The following is a 15,791-nucleotide window of genomic DNA, read 5'->3' on the forward strand; positions in this document are numbered from 1 at the left end:
TTCAAGCACACGACGTATCTATGCAAACCGCCGCCTGCTCTGTTTGGACGCAGGGTTGGAGTGGCACAATAAGGGAGACTTCTGTAATGAGTTTGACAAAGCTCTTCAAGGCGACCCTGTCTGCCGCAGCCGTATTTGCGGTTGCAGGTACGGCAATGACTGCGCAGGCCGAAGAATGGAAATTCGCCATCGAAGAAAGCACCGGCGACGTCCAGGATTTGTACGCCCAGAAATTCAAGGAACTGGTTGAGGAAAAGTCCGGTGGTGATGTGGATGTCACCATTTACACCTATGGCCAGCTTGGCACCGAAAACGATATTACCGAGCTGACGGCTTCGGGGGCGATCCAGTTCTCGAATGCTTCGCCGGGCCACCTTGGAACCTTTGTTCCCGAGATCCAGGTATTTGGTGTTCCTTATTTGCTGTCGCAAAATAACGACGTGAACAAGGATATCCTGTCAAAAAGCCCGACGATTTATAAGGGCCTGTCCAAGGATTTCGAAAGCAAGGGTTTGAAGCTTTATACCATGTATCCCGAAGGGGAAATGGTATGGACCACCAAGAAAAAGGTTGAAGCACCGAAGGATTTTGACGGCGTCAAATTCCGCGTGATGACCTCGCCGATCCTGATTGACAGCTATAAATCGTTTGGTGCGGACCCGGTTGCCCTGCCGTGGGGCGAAGTTTATTCGGGCCTGCAGACCAGCGTGATCGACGCACAGGTAAACCCGATTTTCTTCATCGAAAGTGCCAAATTCTATGAAGTGACCGATTACCTGATTTATGCCGGTCAGCAGCAATACACGACCACCGTGGTGACCAATGACGCCTTCTATAAAGGCCTTTCGGATGACCGCAAAGCGCTTCTGAAGGATGTGAAGGCCGAACTTGATGATTACATCTTCAAGGCGCAGGCTGACCTGAATGCCAAGGCCCTTGATAAGATCAAGGAAGCAAAGCCGGACATCAAAGTTATCAAGCTTGATGCCGATCAGCGCGCCAAGTTCGAGGAAGCCTCCAAGGGTGTTGGCGACAAGCTGGTTGATGAAGTTGGTGGTGACACGCAGCAGGTTCTGACGGATCTGCGCGATGAAATCAGCAAGAAAGAAAAAGAACTCGGCGAGATGTAATCTCTGATCGCTGTTGCTTTTTCGCGATATCAAACCCCCGCAGTTTTGCTGCGGGGGTTTTCTTGTGTTTGTTGCCGGGATGGGGGGTTACGCCGGGTTCATTGCGGCAAAGAACGCATCATATTCGCCATTGCGTTCAGCATGGCGGCGGGCATTGTCGCGCTGTACCAGGATTTCGCCATTGGGCAGGTTGCCATAGGCCAGAAGACCAATGACTTCGGCACAATATTCGGCCAGCGGCATGGCGCGCGGGTCTGATGCCTGCTGGCTGCCGGTCAGTTCGGTTTGCACGTAGGGCGGGGCCAGTTCCAGAACCTCGATCGGGATATTGCGCAGCTGATGGCGCAGGGACTGAAGCCAGGAATGCAAAAATGCCTTGCTGGCGCAATAGGTTGGAAATGCAGCACGCGGGATGAAAGCCAGATTGGAACTGGTGGTGATGATGGTTGCGTTATCCTGCTGTTTGATCAGGGGCAGGAAGGCCGCAACGGTGCGCAGCACACCGGTAATGTTGGTTTGGATAATATCTTCGGCGGTGCTTGTGGACCAGTTATCGTCGGTCATGTCTTCGCCCGCTGAAATGCCAGCATTGGTGATCAGCACATTTAACGCCGGAAAGTGCGCTTGCACCGTTTCGGCAAGGGCATTCAGGGATGATGTGCTGGTGATGTCCAGGGGCAGGGCGGTGATGTTGGGGCGTTCCTGCATGATGCTTTCAAGCAGGGCTTCGCGCCGGCCAGTGACAATTACCTTGTTGCCAAGATCATCAAGCGCATAGGCAAGGGCGCGGCCAATGCCGCTGGTGCCACCGGTAATCAGGATGGTGTTGCCCGTCATTTTCATTGTTCATGTTCCTTGGTCAGAATGCTGCGTGGTGCTTTGCCCATTGCAGGGGCAAGTGCAGATTGATGGGCGACGGGGATGACAACAGGCGGTTTTGTACCCTGTTGATCACCCGTGCCAATCGCGAAAACCGGCGGTGATGCCCGTTTGATGCCGCGCAGCGAAAAGGGAAATCACACCGAAATTGCCAGCCATAAACAGCCCTGCCGGGATGGCTGGGGTTATGTTGCCGGGCAATTTTGCGGTGTGGGGTTTTGGCAGGAACAGGCGGGTTGCCATCGCGATTATAAAACAGCGATCGGATGAAAACCGGGCGCACGCATTGCATAAACAGGCCCGGAATCGGGGCTGTTTTAAAGCCTGCAAAACAACAATTGCCAAATATGAACATGATTGAAGTCACACCACGCGCCTTTCCTGTTTCGAGATTTCCCTGCTGGGACCTTCTCGACAAAGGGCGCGTTGGATGACGGTAACGCCTACGACAGGCTGGGAATGGTAGGCCAGACTGTGCAGGTAAATTATCGCGGGTGAATTTTTATGTCAATGTGGTGTGCGCGATTTCGCACCAAAGACAACAGGGGCGCACTGGCCCCTGTCGCGTCATTTTTTGGGGATGGGCGGTAAACAGGCTTAAACCGCAAGCATCGGCAGCGGGCGTTTGAGGGTGATAAAGGCAAACAGTCCCATCGAAACCAGTTGAATGACAATGCCAAACAGCATGGGGATGGATGGGCCGCCGATATTGGTAATTGTTGTGCCTGCGGCAAGTGTAAGCGTGCCGATTACTGCCAGAAGAACCTGCAATTTATCAAGGCCGTCAAACGAGCGGCGGCTGATGCGGTAATAGGTGCCGTATAATGCAAGGCCGATCCAGCCGCTGAGATTAAGGTAATTGGTGCCCGGCAGCAGGGCATCGCTGCCAAATCCGGTGATGAATGTCTGCAGGCTGAAAAGCATTTCCAAAAAAGCAAGGCATGCCGCAACCGTCCAGCAGAGGCGGGGTAAGTTGGTCATTTCAGTTCCAATTTTACTAGTCTGATGGCAGTGCTCACGCCCCTGATGGGTATAGTTATTTTTATAGAAGTATAATTAATAAATCTTACGAATTAATACAATTAAAAGTTAATGTACTTTTGTTTTCAGATCCTTTTCCGTGATGTTGCAATGCGATCAGGAATGTAGATTTCTTTCTTTTGTGGTCCTGAGCAGCGGTGTAACGGTTCACTTGGTCGTGTCTGACGGCTCTGTCGCTATCTGGTTAATGGCAGGTTTGTGACGGGTGATTTTCAGTGATCATTTTGGGCTTCGGGGTTTAAGACCGGTGTGCAAAATTTCTGGTCTGGTTGATGCGCAGCCAGGCTGAGGTTTGGCCTTGCTGCCATCTAATTGACTGATTCTAATTGGGAAAATATGGGGTTTGGCGGCGGTTTATTTGCGTTGATGCGTGGATGAACGCAGGGAAATATTTCATCTTGTCAAATTCAATCGCGCTGTGTTAAACGATTAACAGTTAAACGTTTAACAGTCACGGAAGGCGACAGCGATGCCGCGGAAAAAACCATCCATCAAGGAAGTGGCGGCACTGGCCGGGGTTTCGACCGCGACGGTATCGAATGTGTTTTCCGGGCGCAAAGCGGTTAACGACGAATTGAAAGACAGGGTGCATAAGGCTGCCGAAAAACTGGGGTATCAGTTGGACCGGGCGGCTTCGCAATTACGGTCCGGGCGCACGCGGATTGTTGCGGTATTGATCCCCGATCTGACCGACACCTTCTTTGCCACCATTGTATCGCGGCTGGAAACCCTGGCATCGGCCGATGGTTATGACGTGATCATTGCCAGCCCCCATAATGACCAGTCGGCGGAATCATCGCGGCTCGAAGCGCTATTATCCTGGCGGCCTGAAGGGCTTATTGCCGTGCCCTGTTCCAGCCGAATCCCGCAGGAACTGATCGAGGCCCAAAAAAGCCTGCCCATGGTGCTGGTTGACCGCGTGGCAACCGATAATGCCATTGCCGACACCGTCACGATTGATAACCGCGAAGCTGGCGAAATTGCCGCTTTGCACCTTTTGGAGCGGGGCCACACATCGATTGGCATTGCGGTTTCGGAAATTGACCACCCGCCAATTGCCGAAAGAACGGAGGGGGCCGTGGCCGCCATTCGGGCGCGAACAGGCAAAAATCCGACCATCCTGCATCTGGGGGCCGATATTGCGCGGGGTACACGTACCCTTGTGGAATGGATGGAGCGCAACCCCCTGCCCGAAGCCCTGATTGCCCTGACCAACGTCACGACGCTTAGCGTGTTGTCGGCATTGGCAGAACACCGGATCGATATTCCCAGACGGGCATCGATTGTTGCTTTTGACGATTATGCCTGGATGTCGGCCCGCAATACCGGCCTGACCGCGATCCGCCAGCCTGCCGATAAAATTGCCGAAACCGCCTGGCGCCGCCTGCGCAAGCGGATGGAAGGCGGAAATAGCGAACCTGTTACCCCGACCGTTCTGAATGCCAGCCTGATTGTGCGGGCATCGGTGCGTGATGTGACCGGGGCAGCACAGGCCGAACGGGATGATGTGCGCGATCCTGACGGCGCGTCGCGTTTGGCGCAGCCCGCGATGGCAAATAACGGCACAACAAAGAAAATCCACTGAGTCGAAACCATCGACCGGGGAAAAGCAGAACAGGCGCAAAAGCCTGCAGCGATGATCAACGGGAGGAAAAGGAAAATATATAACGATTAAAAACAAACGCGCGGGATGCCGTGAACAGCCCCGCGCGTCCGCAAGATCATCCTGAAACATCCACTGACCGAAGCGGCCGGGATATCGCTTACCCGCCTGTCCCTGAAATGACACACACGCCGTTGCAGCGGCTTGCGTGTCAGGGGCACGGGCGGACCTGATCCTTACGTAACGGAGAATAGCAGCGGTTGTTCAGGAAACCAACCGGTCTTCAACAACACCCGCAAGAGGTGTTGGGGGATCGCATATCAGCTGGAGGAAACAAAATGAACCAGAATAAGAACATCCTGGCCGGGGCAGTTGTCGCTGCTACTGTCCTTATGCAGGCCCCCCTTGCCATGGCGGCATCGGGCACCGTTGCCTTTCTGATGCCTGATCAGGCATCTACCCGTTACGAAGAACATGATTTCCCGGGTTTCAAGGCCGAAATGGCCAAAATCTGCCCGGATTGCCAGGTGATTTATCAGAATGCCGATGCCGATGTTGCGCGCCAGCAGCAGCAATTCAATTCCGTGCTGACGCAGGGCGCGAAGGTTATTGTCATCGACCCGGTTGATTCCAGTGCCGCGGCATCGCTGGTCGCGCTGGCGCAAAGCCAGGATGTGAAGGTCATTGCCTATGACCGGCCCATTCCGGCGAAAACTGCCGATTATTACGTTTCCTTTGACAATGAAGGCATTGGCAAGGCGATTGCTGAATCCCTGGTCAAACACCTGGAAAAGATGGGTGTATCGACCGACAAAGGCGGCCTTTTGCAGATTAACGGTTCGCCCACCGATGCGGCCGCTGGCTTGATCAAGGATGGTATCCATGCCGGGATTGCATCGGGCAAATATGAAACCCTTGCCGAATTTGATACCCCGGACTGGGCACCGCCCAAGGCACAGGAATGGGCCAGCGGCCAGATCACCCGTTTTGGCGACAAGATTATCGGCATTGTTGCCGCCAATGACGGCACCGGTGGCGGTGCGATTGCAGCACTGAAAGCCGCAGGCGTTGACCCGTTGCCGCCCGTTACCGGCAATGATGCGACGATTGCCGCCCTGCAGCTGATTATTGCGGGCGACCAGTACAATACCATTTCCAAACCGTCTGAAATTGTGGCCCAGGCGGCGGCGCGTGTTGCCGTGCAATTCCTTGACGGGGAAACGCCCGAAGCCAAAACCACGCTTTATGACACCCCGTCGGAACTGTTTGTGCCCGCCGTTGTCACGCGTGAAAACCTGAAAGCCGAAATTATCGACAAGGGCATTCAGACCGCAGACGAGCTGTGCACCGGCCGTTATGCCGAAGGGTGCAAGGAACTGAACATCAAGTAACCCGCTTCGCGAGCGACCGCCCGGTGAATGCCGCCGGGCGGTTATCCCGAATAACCCAAACGCATGAGCGGGATACAATGACAGATATTTCCCCCCAATCGGCCAAGGACAGAAAACCGATCCTGAGCCTGAAGGGCATTTCAAAGAATTTTGGTGCGGTTTCCGCGCTAAGCAATATCGAACTTGATGTGCATCCCGGCGAAGTTGTGGCCCTTGTGGGCGATAATGGCGCGGGCAAATCAACGTTGATCAAGGTGCTTTCGGGTGTGCATGCCCCCAGTTCGGGAACCATCCATTTTGAAGGCAAACCCGTGACGATGCAGGGGCCAAGTGATGCGCTGCATCTGGGCATTGCCACCGTATTCCAGGATTTGGCCCTGTGTGAAAACCTGGATGTGGTTGCCAATATCTTTTTAGGGCAGGAACGCAACCCCTGGCACCTTGATGAAGTTGCGATGGAGGTGCGATCCTGGGAGCTTTTACATGAACTGGCAGCCCGCATTCCCAGTGTGCGCGAACCAATTGCCTCGCTTTCGGGGGGGCAACGCCAGACAGTGGCAATTGCGCGGTCCCTGTTGTTAAACCCCAAAATCATCATGCTTGATGAACCCACAGCCGCCCTCGGCGTGGCGCAAACCGCCGAGGTCCTTAACCTGGTGGAACGGGTGCGTGACAAGGGCCTGGGCGTGATCATGATTTCCCACAATATGGAAGATGTGCGCGCCGTTGCAGATCGCATCGTGGTGTTGCGGCTGGGGCGCAATAACGGGGTGTTTTCACCGCAATCCTCGAACGAGGAACTGGTCGGTGCCATTACCGGGGCGGTGGACAATGCCGTAACGCGACGGGCCAGCCGGCAGGCTGCTGCTGTTGGCGCCGGGATGCAGGGGTAAAATCATGAACAAAGAAAACAGTATGACAGGGCAAACCCCTGAAACAGGGTTGCTGGACCGCCGTGATACGCGCGTCAAACATGCCAATAATATTGCTGAAATGATCGGCGCACTGGTTGATCGCATCAAGGCTGGTGATCTTGGCTTTATGCCGGTGATTGTTGGCCTGATCGTGATCTGGACGGTTTTTACCGCGATTAATCCCCTGTTTGTAACACCCAACAATCTGGTCAATCTGCTGTTTGACTGCTCGACCGTCGGGGTGATTTCGCTGGGGATTGTTTGCGTTCTCAAACTTGGTGAAATCGACCTTTCGGTTGGCTCCATGAGCGGGGTGGGTTCTGCCCTGATCGGTGTTTTGTGGGTTAATCAGGGTGTTGCCCTGCCACTGGCCATTCTGGCGGCCCTTGTTGCGGGAATGGTGATTGGCGCGGTTTATGCGCTTTTGCGGACCCGCCTTGGCATGCCCAGTTTCGTTTCGACCCTTTCCGGGCTTTTGGCGCTGCTGGGCTTGCAGCTTTATCTGCTCGGCGCGACCGGGTCGATCAACCTGCCTTATGGTTCGGCGATGGTGAATTTCGGCCAGTTGATGATGATGCCAGATTGGCTGTCACATCTGGTTGCGGTGTTGCCGGGGATTTGCATGGTCGTGATGGGCATGCGGACACGGGCACAACGCCAGGCGGCCAATCTTTCAACCGGTTCGGTTGGCGGGTTGATGATCAAGGCGCTGGTGGTGACGGTTCTGTTTGAAGCCGCGATTTTCTACCTCAATCTCGGGCGGGGCGTGCCGTGGATGTTTGGCCTGTTTGCCATGCTGGTTGTGGTGATGAATTATGTTTTCACCCGCACCCGGTGGGGCCGGTCCGTCAAGGCGGTGGGGGGCAATGCCGAAGCCGCACGGCGCGCGGGCATCAATGTCAATTTCATCTATGTTACATCCTTTGCGCTGTGTTCGCTGTTTGCTGCACTGGGCGGGGTTTTGTCATCGGCGCGTCTGGCATCGGCCAGCCAGCAGGCCGGAACGGGTGATGTAAACCTTAATGCCATTGCCGCAGCCGTCATTGGCGGCACCAGCCTGTTTGGCGGGCGTGGTTCGGCCTGGTCGGCATTACTGGGCATTATTGTTATCCAGTCGATCTCGAACGGGTTGACCCTTTTGAACATGTCATCCTCGCTGCGTTACATGATCACCGGTTGCGTGCTTGCCATTGCTGTCATCGTTGACAGCCTTGCCCGCCAAAGCCGCGTTTCACACGGCCGCGCCTGATCAGGCAGAAAAACCAGGAAATTGAAAATGACCAATGTACTGAATGCAAAAACCGCGGCGATCACAGGTGCCGCGTCAGGGATCGGTCTGGAATGTGCGCGAAATCTGCTTGAGGCCGGTTGTCGTGTTGTTCTGATCGACCGGGCCGAAGACAGACTGAACCAGATTTGCGCCGAACTTGGCCCCAATGCCATGCCGATGGTGGTGGATTTGATGGATAACCAGGCTGTGGATGGCATCCTCGACGGGATCATCGCAAAGGTCGGGCATCTTGATATTTTTCATGCCAATGCCGGGGCCTATGTGGGGGGCAAAGTGGCCGAAGGCGACCCTGATGAATGGGACCGGGTATTGAACCTGAATATCAATGCGGCCTTTCGGTCCATCCGCGCGGTTTTGCCCCACATGGTGGAACGCAAAAGCGGCGATATCATCGTAACCAGTTCGATTGCCGGGCTGGTGCCGGTGGTGTGGGAGCCGATCTATACCGCGTCCAAATTTGCCGTGCAGGCCTTTGTCCATACCCTGCGCCGGCAGGTAGCCGATCAGGGTATTCGGGTGGGGGCCGTGGCACCTGGCCCGGTCGTTACCGCCCTGCTTGATAGCTGGCCAAAGGCCAAAATGGAAGAAGCCCTTGCCAATGGCAGCCTGATGCAGCCGTGCGAAGTGGCTGATGCCGTTATCTTCATGCTAAGTCGCCCGCGCGGCGTGACGATCCGCGATCTGGTGATTTTACCGCAAAGTGTGGATTTGTAAGGCTGCGATCAGCGGCCCTGATAAAGCGATAAAACAGAAAAAACGGGCCGGGCAAATTTCAAAATGCCCGGCCCGTTCTTTGATGGTTTTACGTTTTGCCGTGGGCAAACGGGTTATTTGGCCGCCAGTTCGTCGGTTACGGCATCGACGGCCTGTTTGGCGATATCGACAACCTTTTCAACTTCGGCCTTGGTGATGCAAAGCGGCGGGGCAAAGCCGAGGATATCGCCATGCGGCATGGCGCGTGCGATCATGCCACGTTCAAGGCAGGCGGCCGAAACCTTGGCGCCGACTTTCAGGTTCGCATCAAAGCGTTCCTTTTTGTCCTTGTCGGCAACAAATTCCAGGGCGGCCATCAGGCCAACGCCGCGTGCTTCGCCCACCAGCGGGTGGTTATCAAAGGTTTCGCGCAGCAGTTTCTGGAAATAGCCCCCGGTATCGGCGGAATTACCCGTCAGGTTTTCGCCATCGACGATATCAAGGTTGGCATTGGCCGCGGCTGCACACACCGGATGGGCCGAATAGGTCCAGCCATGGCCGATGGGGCCCATTTTGTCCGAACCCTGTTCGAGAACCTTCCAGACCCGTTCGCCAATGATGACGCCCGAAAGCGGCAGGTAGCCCGAGGAAACACCCTTGGCAATCGTGATCAGGTCCGGCTTGATGCCGTAATGCTGGGACCCGAAATAGCTGCCGGTACGGCCAAAGGCGGTGACGACTTCGTCGGCAACCAGCAGAATGTCGTATTTGTTCAGAACAGCCTGGATGGCTTCCCAATAGCCTTTCGGCGGGGTGATGATGCCGCCTGTGCCCATAACCGGCTCGCCAATGAAGGCAGCAATGGTTTCGGGGCCTTCACGCAGGATCATTTTTTCCAGATCATCGGCACAGCGTTTGGCGAACTGTTCTTCGGTTTCACCGGCTTCGGCATTCCAGTAGAAATGCGGGCAGGTGGTGTGCAGGACCGGTGAACGCGGCAAATCAAACGCGTTGTGGAAGGTGGCAAGGCCGGTGAGGCTGCCGGTCATGATGCCCGAGCCATGATAGCCGCGCCAGCGCGAGATGATCTTTTTCTTTTCCGGGCGACCGAGGATGTTGTTGTAATACCAGATCAGCTTGATGTTGGTTTCGTTCGCATCCGACCCGGACATACCGTAATAAACGCGCTGCATGCCTTCGGGCGCGCTTTTGATGATGCGCTCGGACAGGCGAATGATCGGTTCGTTCCCGTGGCCGACATAGGTGTGGTAATAGGCCAGTTCCTTGGCCTGGGCATAAATGGCATCGGCGATTTCGGTGCGGCCATAACCCACATTTACACAATAAAGACCGGCAAAGGCATCAAGGGTTTCTTTGCCTTCGGTGTCATGAATGTAAATGCCCTTGCCGCCATTGATGATGCGGCTGGGGGTTTCACCATCGGCATGCTGGCGCATATGCGTTGACGGATGCATGAAATGCGCCCGGTCCATTGCCTGCAATTCGGCGGTGTTGTTTTTGATCACATTCATTGTCTTCTCCCGTTGAGGTTTGGGGATGTGCTGGCAGCGTTAAAATGCTGCGCAGACATATTTAAGCTCGGTGAATTCTTCCATGCCGTGGCGCGAACCTTCGCGGCCCAGACCCGATTGTTTGACCCCGCCAAAGGGGATCGGCGCGCCGGTGATTTTCACGCAATTCAGCGCGACCATGCCGTATTCCAGTGCATTGGCAACGCGGTTGGCGCGCGACTGGTCGTTGGTGTAAAGATAGGCGGCAAGGCCATATTCGCTGTCATTGGCGCGTTTGATGACTTCTTCTTCGCTATCAAACGGGATCACCGGGGCAACCGGGCCAAAGGTTTCTTCGTGATATATCTGCATGTCTTCGGTGACATCGGCCAGCAGGGTCGGGGCATAAAAAAGTCCGCCCAGGGTTTTGCCACCGGCAAGGACGCGGGCACCTTTGGCGCGGGCGTCTTCGACATGTTCGTCGCATTTGGCAACGGCACGTTCATGCATCAGTGGGCCGATTTCGCAATCTTCATCCAGGCCATTGCCAACCCGCAATTTTTCGATGGCATTGGCAAAACGCTCCAGGAATGCATCGTAAATATCGCGATGAACAAAAATGCGGTTGGCTGCCAGGCAATCCTGGCCGCTGGTGGCAAATTTGGCCCCGATGGCATGGCTAACCGCCAGATCAAGATCCATGTCGGGAAACAGGATGAACGGCGCATGCCCGCCCAGTTCCATCGACATTTTTTTAACCGTTTGCGCACCCTGTGCCAGCAGCAGGCGGCCAATTTGCGTGGAACCGGTAAAGGACAGGGCACGTACCGTGGGGTTGCCGCAAAGTTCGCCGACAACAGGGTTGGGATCGCCGGTAATGACGTTAAAGACACCTGCCGGGATACCGGCCCGTTCGGCCAGTTCGGCCAGGGCCGTTGCCGAAAACGGGGTTTCTGTGGCGGGACGCACGATCATGGTGCAACCAGCGGCAAGGGCGGCTGCTGCCTTACGCGTGATCATGGCGCAGGGGAAGTTCCACGGGGTGACGGCGGCGGTTACGCCAACGGGTTCGCGGCGCACCGACATGGCCCGGTTGGGCAGATGCGATGAAATGCTTTCGACATTCACCCGTTTGGTTTCTTCGGCGTAAAATTCGACAAAGCTTGCGGCATAGTCGATTTCACCGCGCGATTCATTGATCGGCTTGCCCTGTTCCAGGGTCATCAGCAGGGCAAGGTCTTCCCTGTTTTCGATCAGCAATTCAAACCAGCGGCGCAGGCGCGAAGCCCGGTCCTGGGGCAGAAGGGCTGCCCAGGCCGGAAAGGCCTTTTGTGCGGCCTCAACAGCGCGGCGGGTTTCGGTGACACCCATATTGGGGACCGTACCCAGAAAACTGCCGTCAAACGGGTTGGTGACCTCGATCACCTGACGATTATCGGCCGAGCACCAGCGCCCATCAATATAGGCGTGTTCGCGCAGCAGGCGCAAATCGGTCAGATTGCTTAACGACACACAACGCTGTTCTTTCAATTGTGCCGTCATGGGAGCCTCCTTAAAAACGGGCCCGGCCATTTTTGTGATGCCGGGTCTGCCTGTTGAACTGAAGGCAGCCTAACAATATCGGTGCAGAGGAGGTTTCCGAAGGTGATGCCAATTGTTGCGGTTTTTTTGGCAACAGGGGCCGTTTGGAGGATGTTTTTTCTGCGGCCTGTTGGGGGATTTTGGTTAGTGATTTGATATTTATGGAAAATCATCAAATCCAGACGCAGAAATTATTGGCTGTCTTTTTCGTTATTGTCGTTCAGCCAGGCTTTAAGTTCGCGGCGTTTTTTCTGTTTTTCAAACAGGGTGCGAATGATCAGCACCAGAAAAACCAGCAATAACAGCGTTGTGGTGGTGGGGAAGGCAAAGGGAATGCCGATGACCACCATAAGGGCACCCGCCAGACTGCCACCAATAATCGCCACCAGCCCGAGAACAAGCAGGATGGCGACAATGGCGGCAATAAGAATGGCGGCAAGTTTATTCATCGGCCCTGTTGATCGCGGCTCGAAAGCTGTTTGGTGGTCAGGTCCAGCCGTTCGGCAAGAACGCGCAGCAACTGGACAGAAACGGCCTGGTCCTGACGGACAAGACCCAGGAATTCCGCCTTGTCGAGCTTAAGAACGGTCATGTCTTCGACCACGCGGATGGTGGCAGAACGGGGCTGATCGACCAGCAAGGCAATTTCGCCAATCACTTCCTTCGGTTCGACATCACGCAGTTTCAGGGTTTGGGCTTCTTCGGTTGTCAGCCAGATTTCACCACGACCCGAAATCACGATAAAGGCCGCATCACCCGGTTCACCCTGTTTGACGATGATTTCGCCACGCTTATAGGTGAGACGCGGGCTGGTAAATGCCAGCAGTTTGATGACATTGGGGTCCAGTGCCGAAAACAGCGGAATGGTGCGCAGCAGCCGGACTTCTTCCTCGATGCTGCCATCTTCGGCCGGGGTGGTATCGCTTTCGGCGGTGATGGCGGCGGCATCAGCGGCGGTATCTGGCGATGTGCCTTCCTGGGTGTCACGCCGGGTCAGCTTGCCGTTGGACATATGCAGGCAGGTCGAAAAATGTTCGCCCGACATATCGGCGCCATCAACCCAGATCACACTGCGATCCGTTGCGCTGCGGGTCAGATATTCGACCACCTGATCGCGGGTTTCGTTATCGATGGCTGAAAGGGCCTCGTCGACAACAAGGATATCGGGGTTTTTGATCAGCGCGCGAACCAGCGTGATTTTTTGCCGCAGGCTTTGTGATACACGGCTGCCACCCACACCCACATCGGATTCAAGACCAAGGGCGATCAGGGCTTCGTATAGGCCGCCATCGCGTGCGATTTCAAACAGAACATCGCCAACGCGTTCTTCGGAATGTGCACGGCCATAGGCAAAGCGCCCGAACAGCAGGTTATCGAGGATGGATGCGGCAGCGGTATAGCTGTTGGCATCAAAGAAGTCGATTTCGCTGGCGAGGTCTTCGGGGATGTTTTCGTGGAATTTGGGCCGTGCCTTCAATACCAGATCGCGGAAATTGTCGTCCATCACGCGCAGGCGGTGACGGGCCGGTGTCAGGTTCATGGCGACTTCAAGCAGGCGCAGTCTGTCATCTTCGCCAATGTCATTGACCGCGACGCCATCAATGCGTTTGAGCATGTTTTTGACGTCAGCCAGTTCATCGGCGGAAATAAAGCTGTAGCGGTCGAAAAATTCGTGCCCCGGCGGCAGGCCGGTGAACAGCTCGATCATAAGATCGAGCATATTACGGCCCATATTGATCATGGGTTCATACAGGCCGTTATCGCGCAACACCCCCTGGAAATAGGGATGGGCAAGGAAATTGCGTCGTTCGTAATTTGGATTGACCGGCACACCAAAGATCAGGTTGATCCCGACGGTGGCGTTGTCGTTATAGCGGTCAATGTCAAAGGGTTCGACAAGGTCGGCAAGGCCGCGTTCAGCCAGCAGTTCCTTCAGGCGCGGGCGTGCGGCCAGCACCGCCTTTGACAGGTTGGGGCGCAGTTTGGGATCAATACGGCGGAACAGACCAATGCGGTAAATATCGCGGTCCAGATGGACGACAGACAACAGCGACAGCAATTCGCTGTTAAGCTGTTCAAGCGATTCATAACCGGGGCCGACATAATCGATCCATTGCCCGCTGGGGTCATAGGGAATGTTGCCGGACCGTTTGATTTCATCAAACATTTCCGCCGTCAAATGATCGGGAAGGTCGGTTGGCGATGCCAGTTTGACTTCTTCGACCAGGGCGGGCGGGGGCAGTTTGCCAATATCGGTCAGGTTTTCGCCAATGGCGTCTTTGCCGGTATTGCTGCCTTCGTCGCCATTTTCATCATCGTTGCCGTCTTTGCCCGCACTGCCGCCTGCGGCAGTTTTATGGTCAATTACCGGGCGATGTTTAAGGCCGTAAAGCAGGTTATCGGAAATGGTGCCGTGAAACAGATACGAATCCGGCCCGACATAGGCGGTACGCTGCCCCAATGCCGATGCGGGGAGCTGTGCTGCGTTCAGGTCATCAAACTGGATGCGGCCGCTGCTGGGGGTGATCAGGCGAACCAGCAAGCGCGCCAGATGCGATTTGCCGCTATCGGCTGTGCCTGTCAGCAGGGCGGATCCTGGCAGGGTCATGTTGAATGATACATTTTCAACAACGCGCGTGCCGTCATCATCCATCCAGGACAGGGCATATACATCCATCGGTGATTTAAGATGGTCGGCAACCGGGGCGGTCAGTTCGTGTTCCTGGTCCAGGTCGGGCAGTTCAAACTGTTCATAAAGCTGGTCATATTTGATATGGGCATCAGCCAGACGCTGGTAATAGGCCAGAAGTTCCTTCCAGGGGGCGGACATATCCTTGTAGGCGGCAAGGGCCGCAACCAGCGCGCCAAAGGACAGGTCGCCAGCAATAACCAGATAACCGCCAATCGAATAGAAGAAAAACGGCGTGATCTGGGCGATGAAGTTGTTGAGGAACTTGATGAAAAACTTGCGGAAATAGATTTCCTTGCGGATTTCAAAAATACGCCCCATGCGCTGGGTATAGCGCATGAGTTCATAGCCCTGGGTATTGTGGGCGCGAATGTCGGTCGCGCCGCTGACGGTGTCGCCGATATGTTCGGAAAGCCTGCGGATATTTTGAACGCGATCCTTGCCAAGCTGGTTTACGCGCCGCTGCAATTTGGGAATGATATAGCCCTGCAGCGGATAAAACGATACTGCCGCCAGCCCCATTAACGGGTCCTGGATAAAGATAAAGGCCGAGATCGTTACAAGGATGCCGCCCTGATAAACGGGCAGGGAAAAGGCCTCGCCAAAGAAACCGCCTAACGGTTCGGCTTCGGCGGTGATCATGGAAACGATTTCGCCCTGGCTGGTTTTGCGGAAATGCGGCAGCGGAAAACGCAGGACCCGTTCATACAGGATATAGCGCATCCGGCGCAAAAGCCGTTCGGCCATGACCCCGGTATATACGTTGATCAGGTATTTGAACCCGCCATTGATGAAAACCAGGGCCAGGAAAATACCCGACAGACTGAACAGATATTCAACCTGGTTTAACTGCACCCCCAGAATTTCAAATGGTTCACCAGCGCCACCGATGGCCTGGTTGACGATCATTTTGGGCAGGTCGAGGGAATAATACAGGAACGGAAAAGACAGCACCGTAATGATCAAAAGAACGATCTGCTGTAAGCGGCTATGGCGCCAGATATAGGCAAACACCGAATGCGGCATGCACGTTTCCCGTTATACTGCAACGCCCGACCGGTTGATCCG

Annotated in this window: 12 protein-coding genes; 6 read left to right on the forward strand and 6 right to left on the reverse strand. The window is 55.2% G+C overall.

Features of this window, described 5'->3' with window-relative positions:
• Window positions 1-86 precede the first annotated feature (86 nt).
• Window positions 87-1,130, forward strand: a complete 1,044-nt coding sequence (locus CSC3H3_RS02880; protein WP_101283580.1) for a TRAP transporter substrate-binding protein — start codon at window positions 87-89, stop codon at window positions 1,128-1,130.
• 87 nt (window positions 1,131-1,217) lie between these two features.
• On the opposite strand, the gene CSC3H3_RS02885 is transcribed toward CSC3H3_RS02880, so the two are convergent.
• Entirely contained in the window at window positions 1,218-1,973 is a 756-nt protein-coding gene (locus tag CSC3H3_RS02885) for an SDR family oxidoreductase (protein WP_101283582.1), read from the reverse strand.
• Between the two features lie 633 nt (window positions 1,974-2,606).
• Window positions 2,607-2,990, reverse strand: coding sequence for a hypothetical protein (locus CSC3H3_RS02895; RefSeq protein WP_101263698.1), 384 nt, complete (start codon window positions 2,988-2,990; stop codon window positions 2,607-2,609).
• A gap of 529 nt (window positions 2,991-3,519) precedes the next feature.
• Here CSC3H3_RS02895 and CSC3H3_RS02900 point away from each other — a divergent pair.
• The 5 genes from CSC3H3_RS02900 to CSC3H3_RS02920 all read left to right on the forward strand — a co-directional run bounded on the left by CSC3H3_RS02900 (window position 3,520) and on the right by CSC3H3_RS02920 (window position 8,963).
• Complete coding sequence (locus CSC3H3_RS02900) at window positions 3,520-4,635, forward strand: LacI family DNA-binding transcriptional regulator (protein WP_101283585.1); 1,116 nt, start codon at window positions 3,520-3,522, stop codon at window positions 4,633-4,635.
• 356 nt (window positions 4,636-4,991) lie between these two features.
• Window positions 4,992-6,044: an ABC transporter substrate-binding protein gene (locus tag CSC3H3_RS02905; protein WP_101283587.1), complete on the forward strand. Its 1,053-nt coding sequence runs from the start codon at window positions 4,992-4,994 to the stop codon at window positions 6,042-6,044.
• Between the two features lie 77 nt (window positions 6,045-6,121).
• Window positions 6,122-6,937 (forward strand): ATP-binding cassette domain-containing protein, encoded by an 816-nt coding sequence (locus tag CSC3H3_RS02910; protein WP_101263701.1) that lies wholly within the window; start codon window positions 6,122-6,124, stop codon window positions 6,935-6,937.
• Between the two features lie 4 nt (window positions 6,938-6,941).
• Entirely contained in the window at window positions 6,942-8,207 is a 1,266-nt protein-coding gene (locus CSC3H3_RS02915) for a sugar ABC transporter permease (protein WP_101283589.1), read from the forward strand.
• 27 nt (window positions 8,208-8,234) lie between these two features.
• Complete coding sequence (locus tag CSC3H3_RS02920) at window positions 8,235-8,963, forward strand: SDR family oxidoreductase (RefSeq protein ID WP_101283591.1); 729 nt, start codon at window positions 8,235-8,237, stop codon at window positions 8,961-8,963.
• 113 nt (window positions 8,964-9,076) lie between these two features.
• Here CSC3H3_RS02920 and CSC3H3_RS02925 read toward each other — a convergent pair whose 3' ends face one another.
• The 4 genes from CSC3H3_RS02925 to CSC3H3_RS02940 form a co-directional block, all read right to left on the reverse strand.
• On the reverse strand, window positions 9,077-10,474 hold the full coding sequence (locus tag CSC3H3_RS02925) for an aspartate aminotransferase family protein (RefSeq protein ID WP_101263704.1): 1,398 nt from the start codon (window positions 10,472-10,474) through the stop codon (window positions 9,077-9,079).
• A gap of 39 nt (window positions 10,475-10,513) precedes the next feature.
• Entirely contained in the window at window positions 10,514-11,995 is a 1,482-nt protein-coding gene (locus CSC3H3_RS02930; RefSeq protein ID WP_101283593.1) for an NAD-dependent succinate-semialdehyde dehydrogenase, read from the reverse strand.
• Window positions 11,996-12,225: 230 nt separating this feature from the next.
• Entirely contained in the window at window positions 12,226-12,483 is a 258-nt protein-coding gene (locus tag CSC3H3_RS02935; protein ID WP_101283595.1) for a hypothetical protein, read from the reverse strand.
• A complete protein-coding gene (locus CSC3H3_RS02940; protein ID WP_101283597.1) occupies window positions 12,480-15,749 on the reverse strand; it encodes an ABC transporter transmembrane domain-containing protein in 3,270 nt (1,089 codons plus the stop codon). Before CSC3H3_RS02940 ends, CSC3H3_RS02935 begins: the two co-directional genes overlap by 4 nt.
• Between the last annotated feature and the right edge of the window lie 42 nt (window positions 15,750-15,791).

The organism is Thalassospira marina, assembly GCF_002844375.1.
In the GTDB taxonomy this organism is placed as follows: Bacteria; Pseudomonadota; Alphaproteobacteria; order Rhodospirillales; family Thalassospiraceae; genus Thalassospira; species Thalassospira marina.

Coding starts and splice junctions, on each gene's coding strand:
- CSC3H3_RS02880 (WP_101283580.1), top strand. CDS start 87: ATGAGTTTGACAAAGCTCTTCAAGGCGACCCTGTCTGCCGCAGCCGTA.
- CSC3H3_RS02885 (WP_101283582.1), bottom strand. CDS start 1,973: ATGAAAATGACGGGCAACACCATCCTGATTACCGGTGGCACCAGCGGC.
- CSC3H3_RS02895 (WP_101263698.1), bottom strand. CDS start 2,990: ATGACCAACTTACCCCGCCTCTGCTGGACGGTTGCGGCATGCCTTGCT.
- CSC3H3_RS02900 (WP_101283585.1), top strand. CDS start 3,520: ATGCCGCGGAAAAAACCATCCATCAAGGAAGTGGCGGCACTGGCCGGG.
- CSC3H3_RS02905 (WP_101283587.1), top strand. CDS start 4,992: ATGAACCAGAATAAGAACATCCTGGCCGGGGCAGTTGTCGCTGCTACT.
- CSC3H3_RS02910 (WP_101263701.1), top strand. CDS start 6,122: ATGACAGATATTTCCCCCCAATCGGCCAAGGACAGAAAACCGATCCTG.
- CSC3H3_RS02915 (WP_101283589.1), top strand. CDS start 6,942: ATGAACAAAGAAAACAGTATGACAGGGCAAACCCCTGAAACAGGGTTG.
- CSC3H3_RS02920 (WP_101283591.1), top strand. CDS start 8,235: ATGACCAATGTACTGAATGCAAAAACCGCGGCGATCACAGGTGCCGCG.
- CSC3H3_RS02925 (WP_101263704.1), bottom strand. CDS start 10,474: ATGAATGTGATCAAAAACAACACCGCCGAATTGCAGGCAATGGACCGG.
- CSC3H3_RS02930 (WP_101283593.1), bottom strand. CDS start 11,995: ATGACGGCACAATTGAAAGAACAGCGTTGTGTGTCGTTAAGCAATCTG.
- CSC3H3_RS02935 (WP_101283595.1), bottom strand. CDS start 12,483: ATGAATAAACTTGCCGCCATTCTTATTGCCGCCATTGTCGCCATCCTG.
- CSC3H3_RS02940 (WP_101283597.1), bottom strand. CDS start 15,749: ATGCCGCATTCGGTGTTTGCCTATATCTGGCGCCATAGCCGCTTACAG.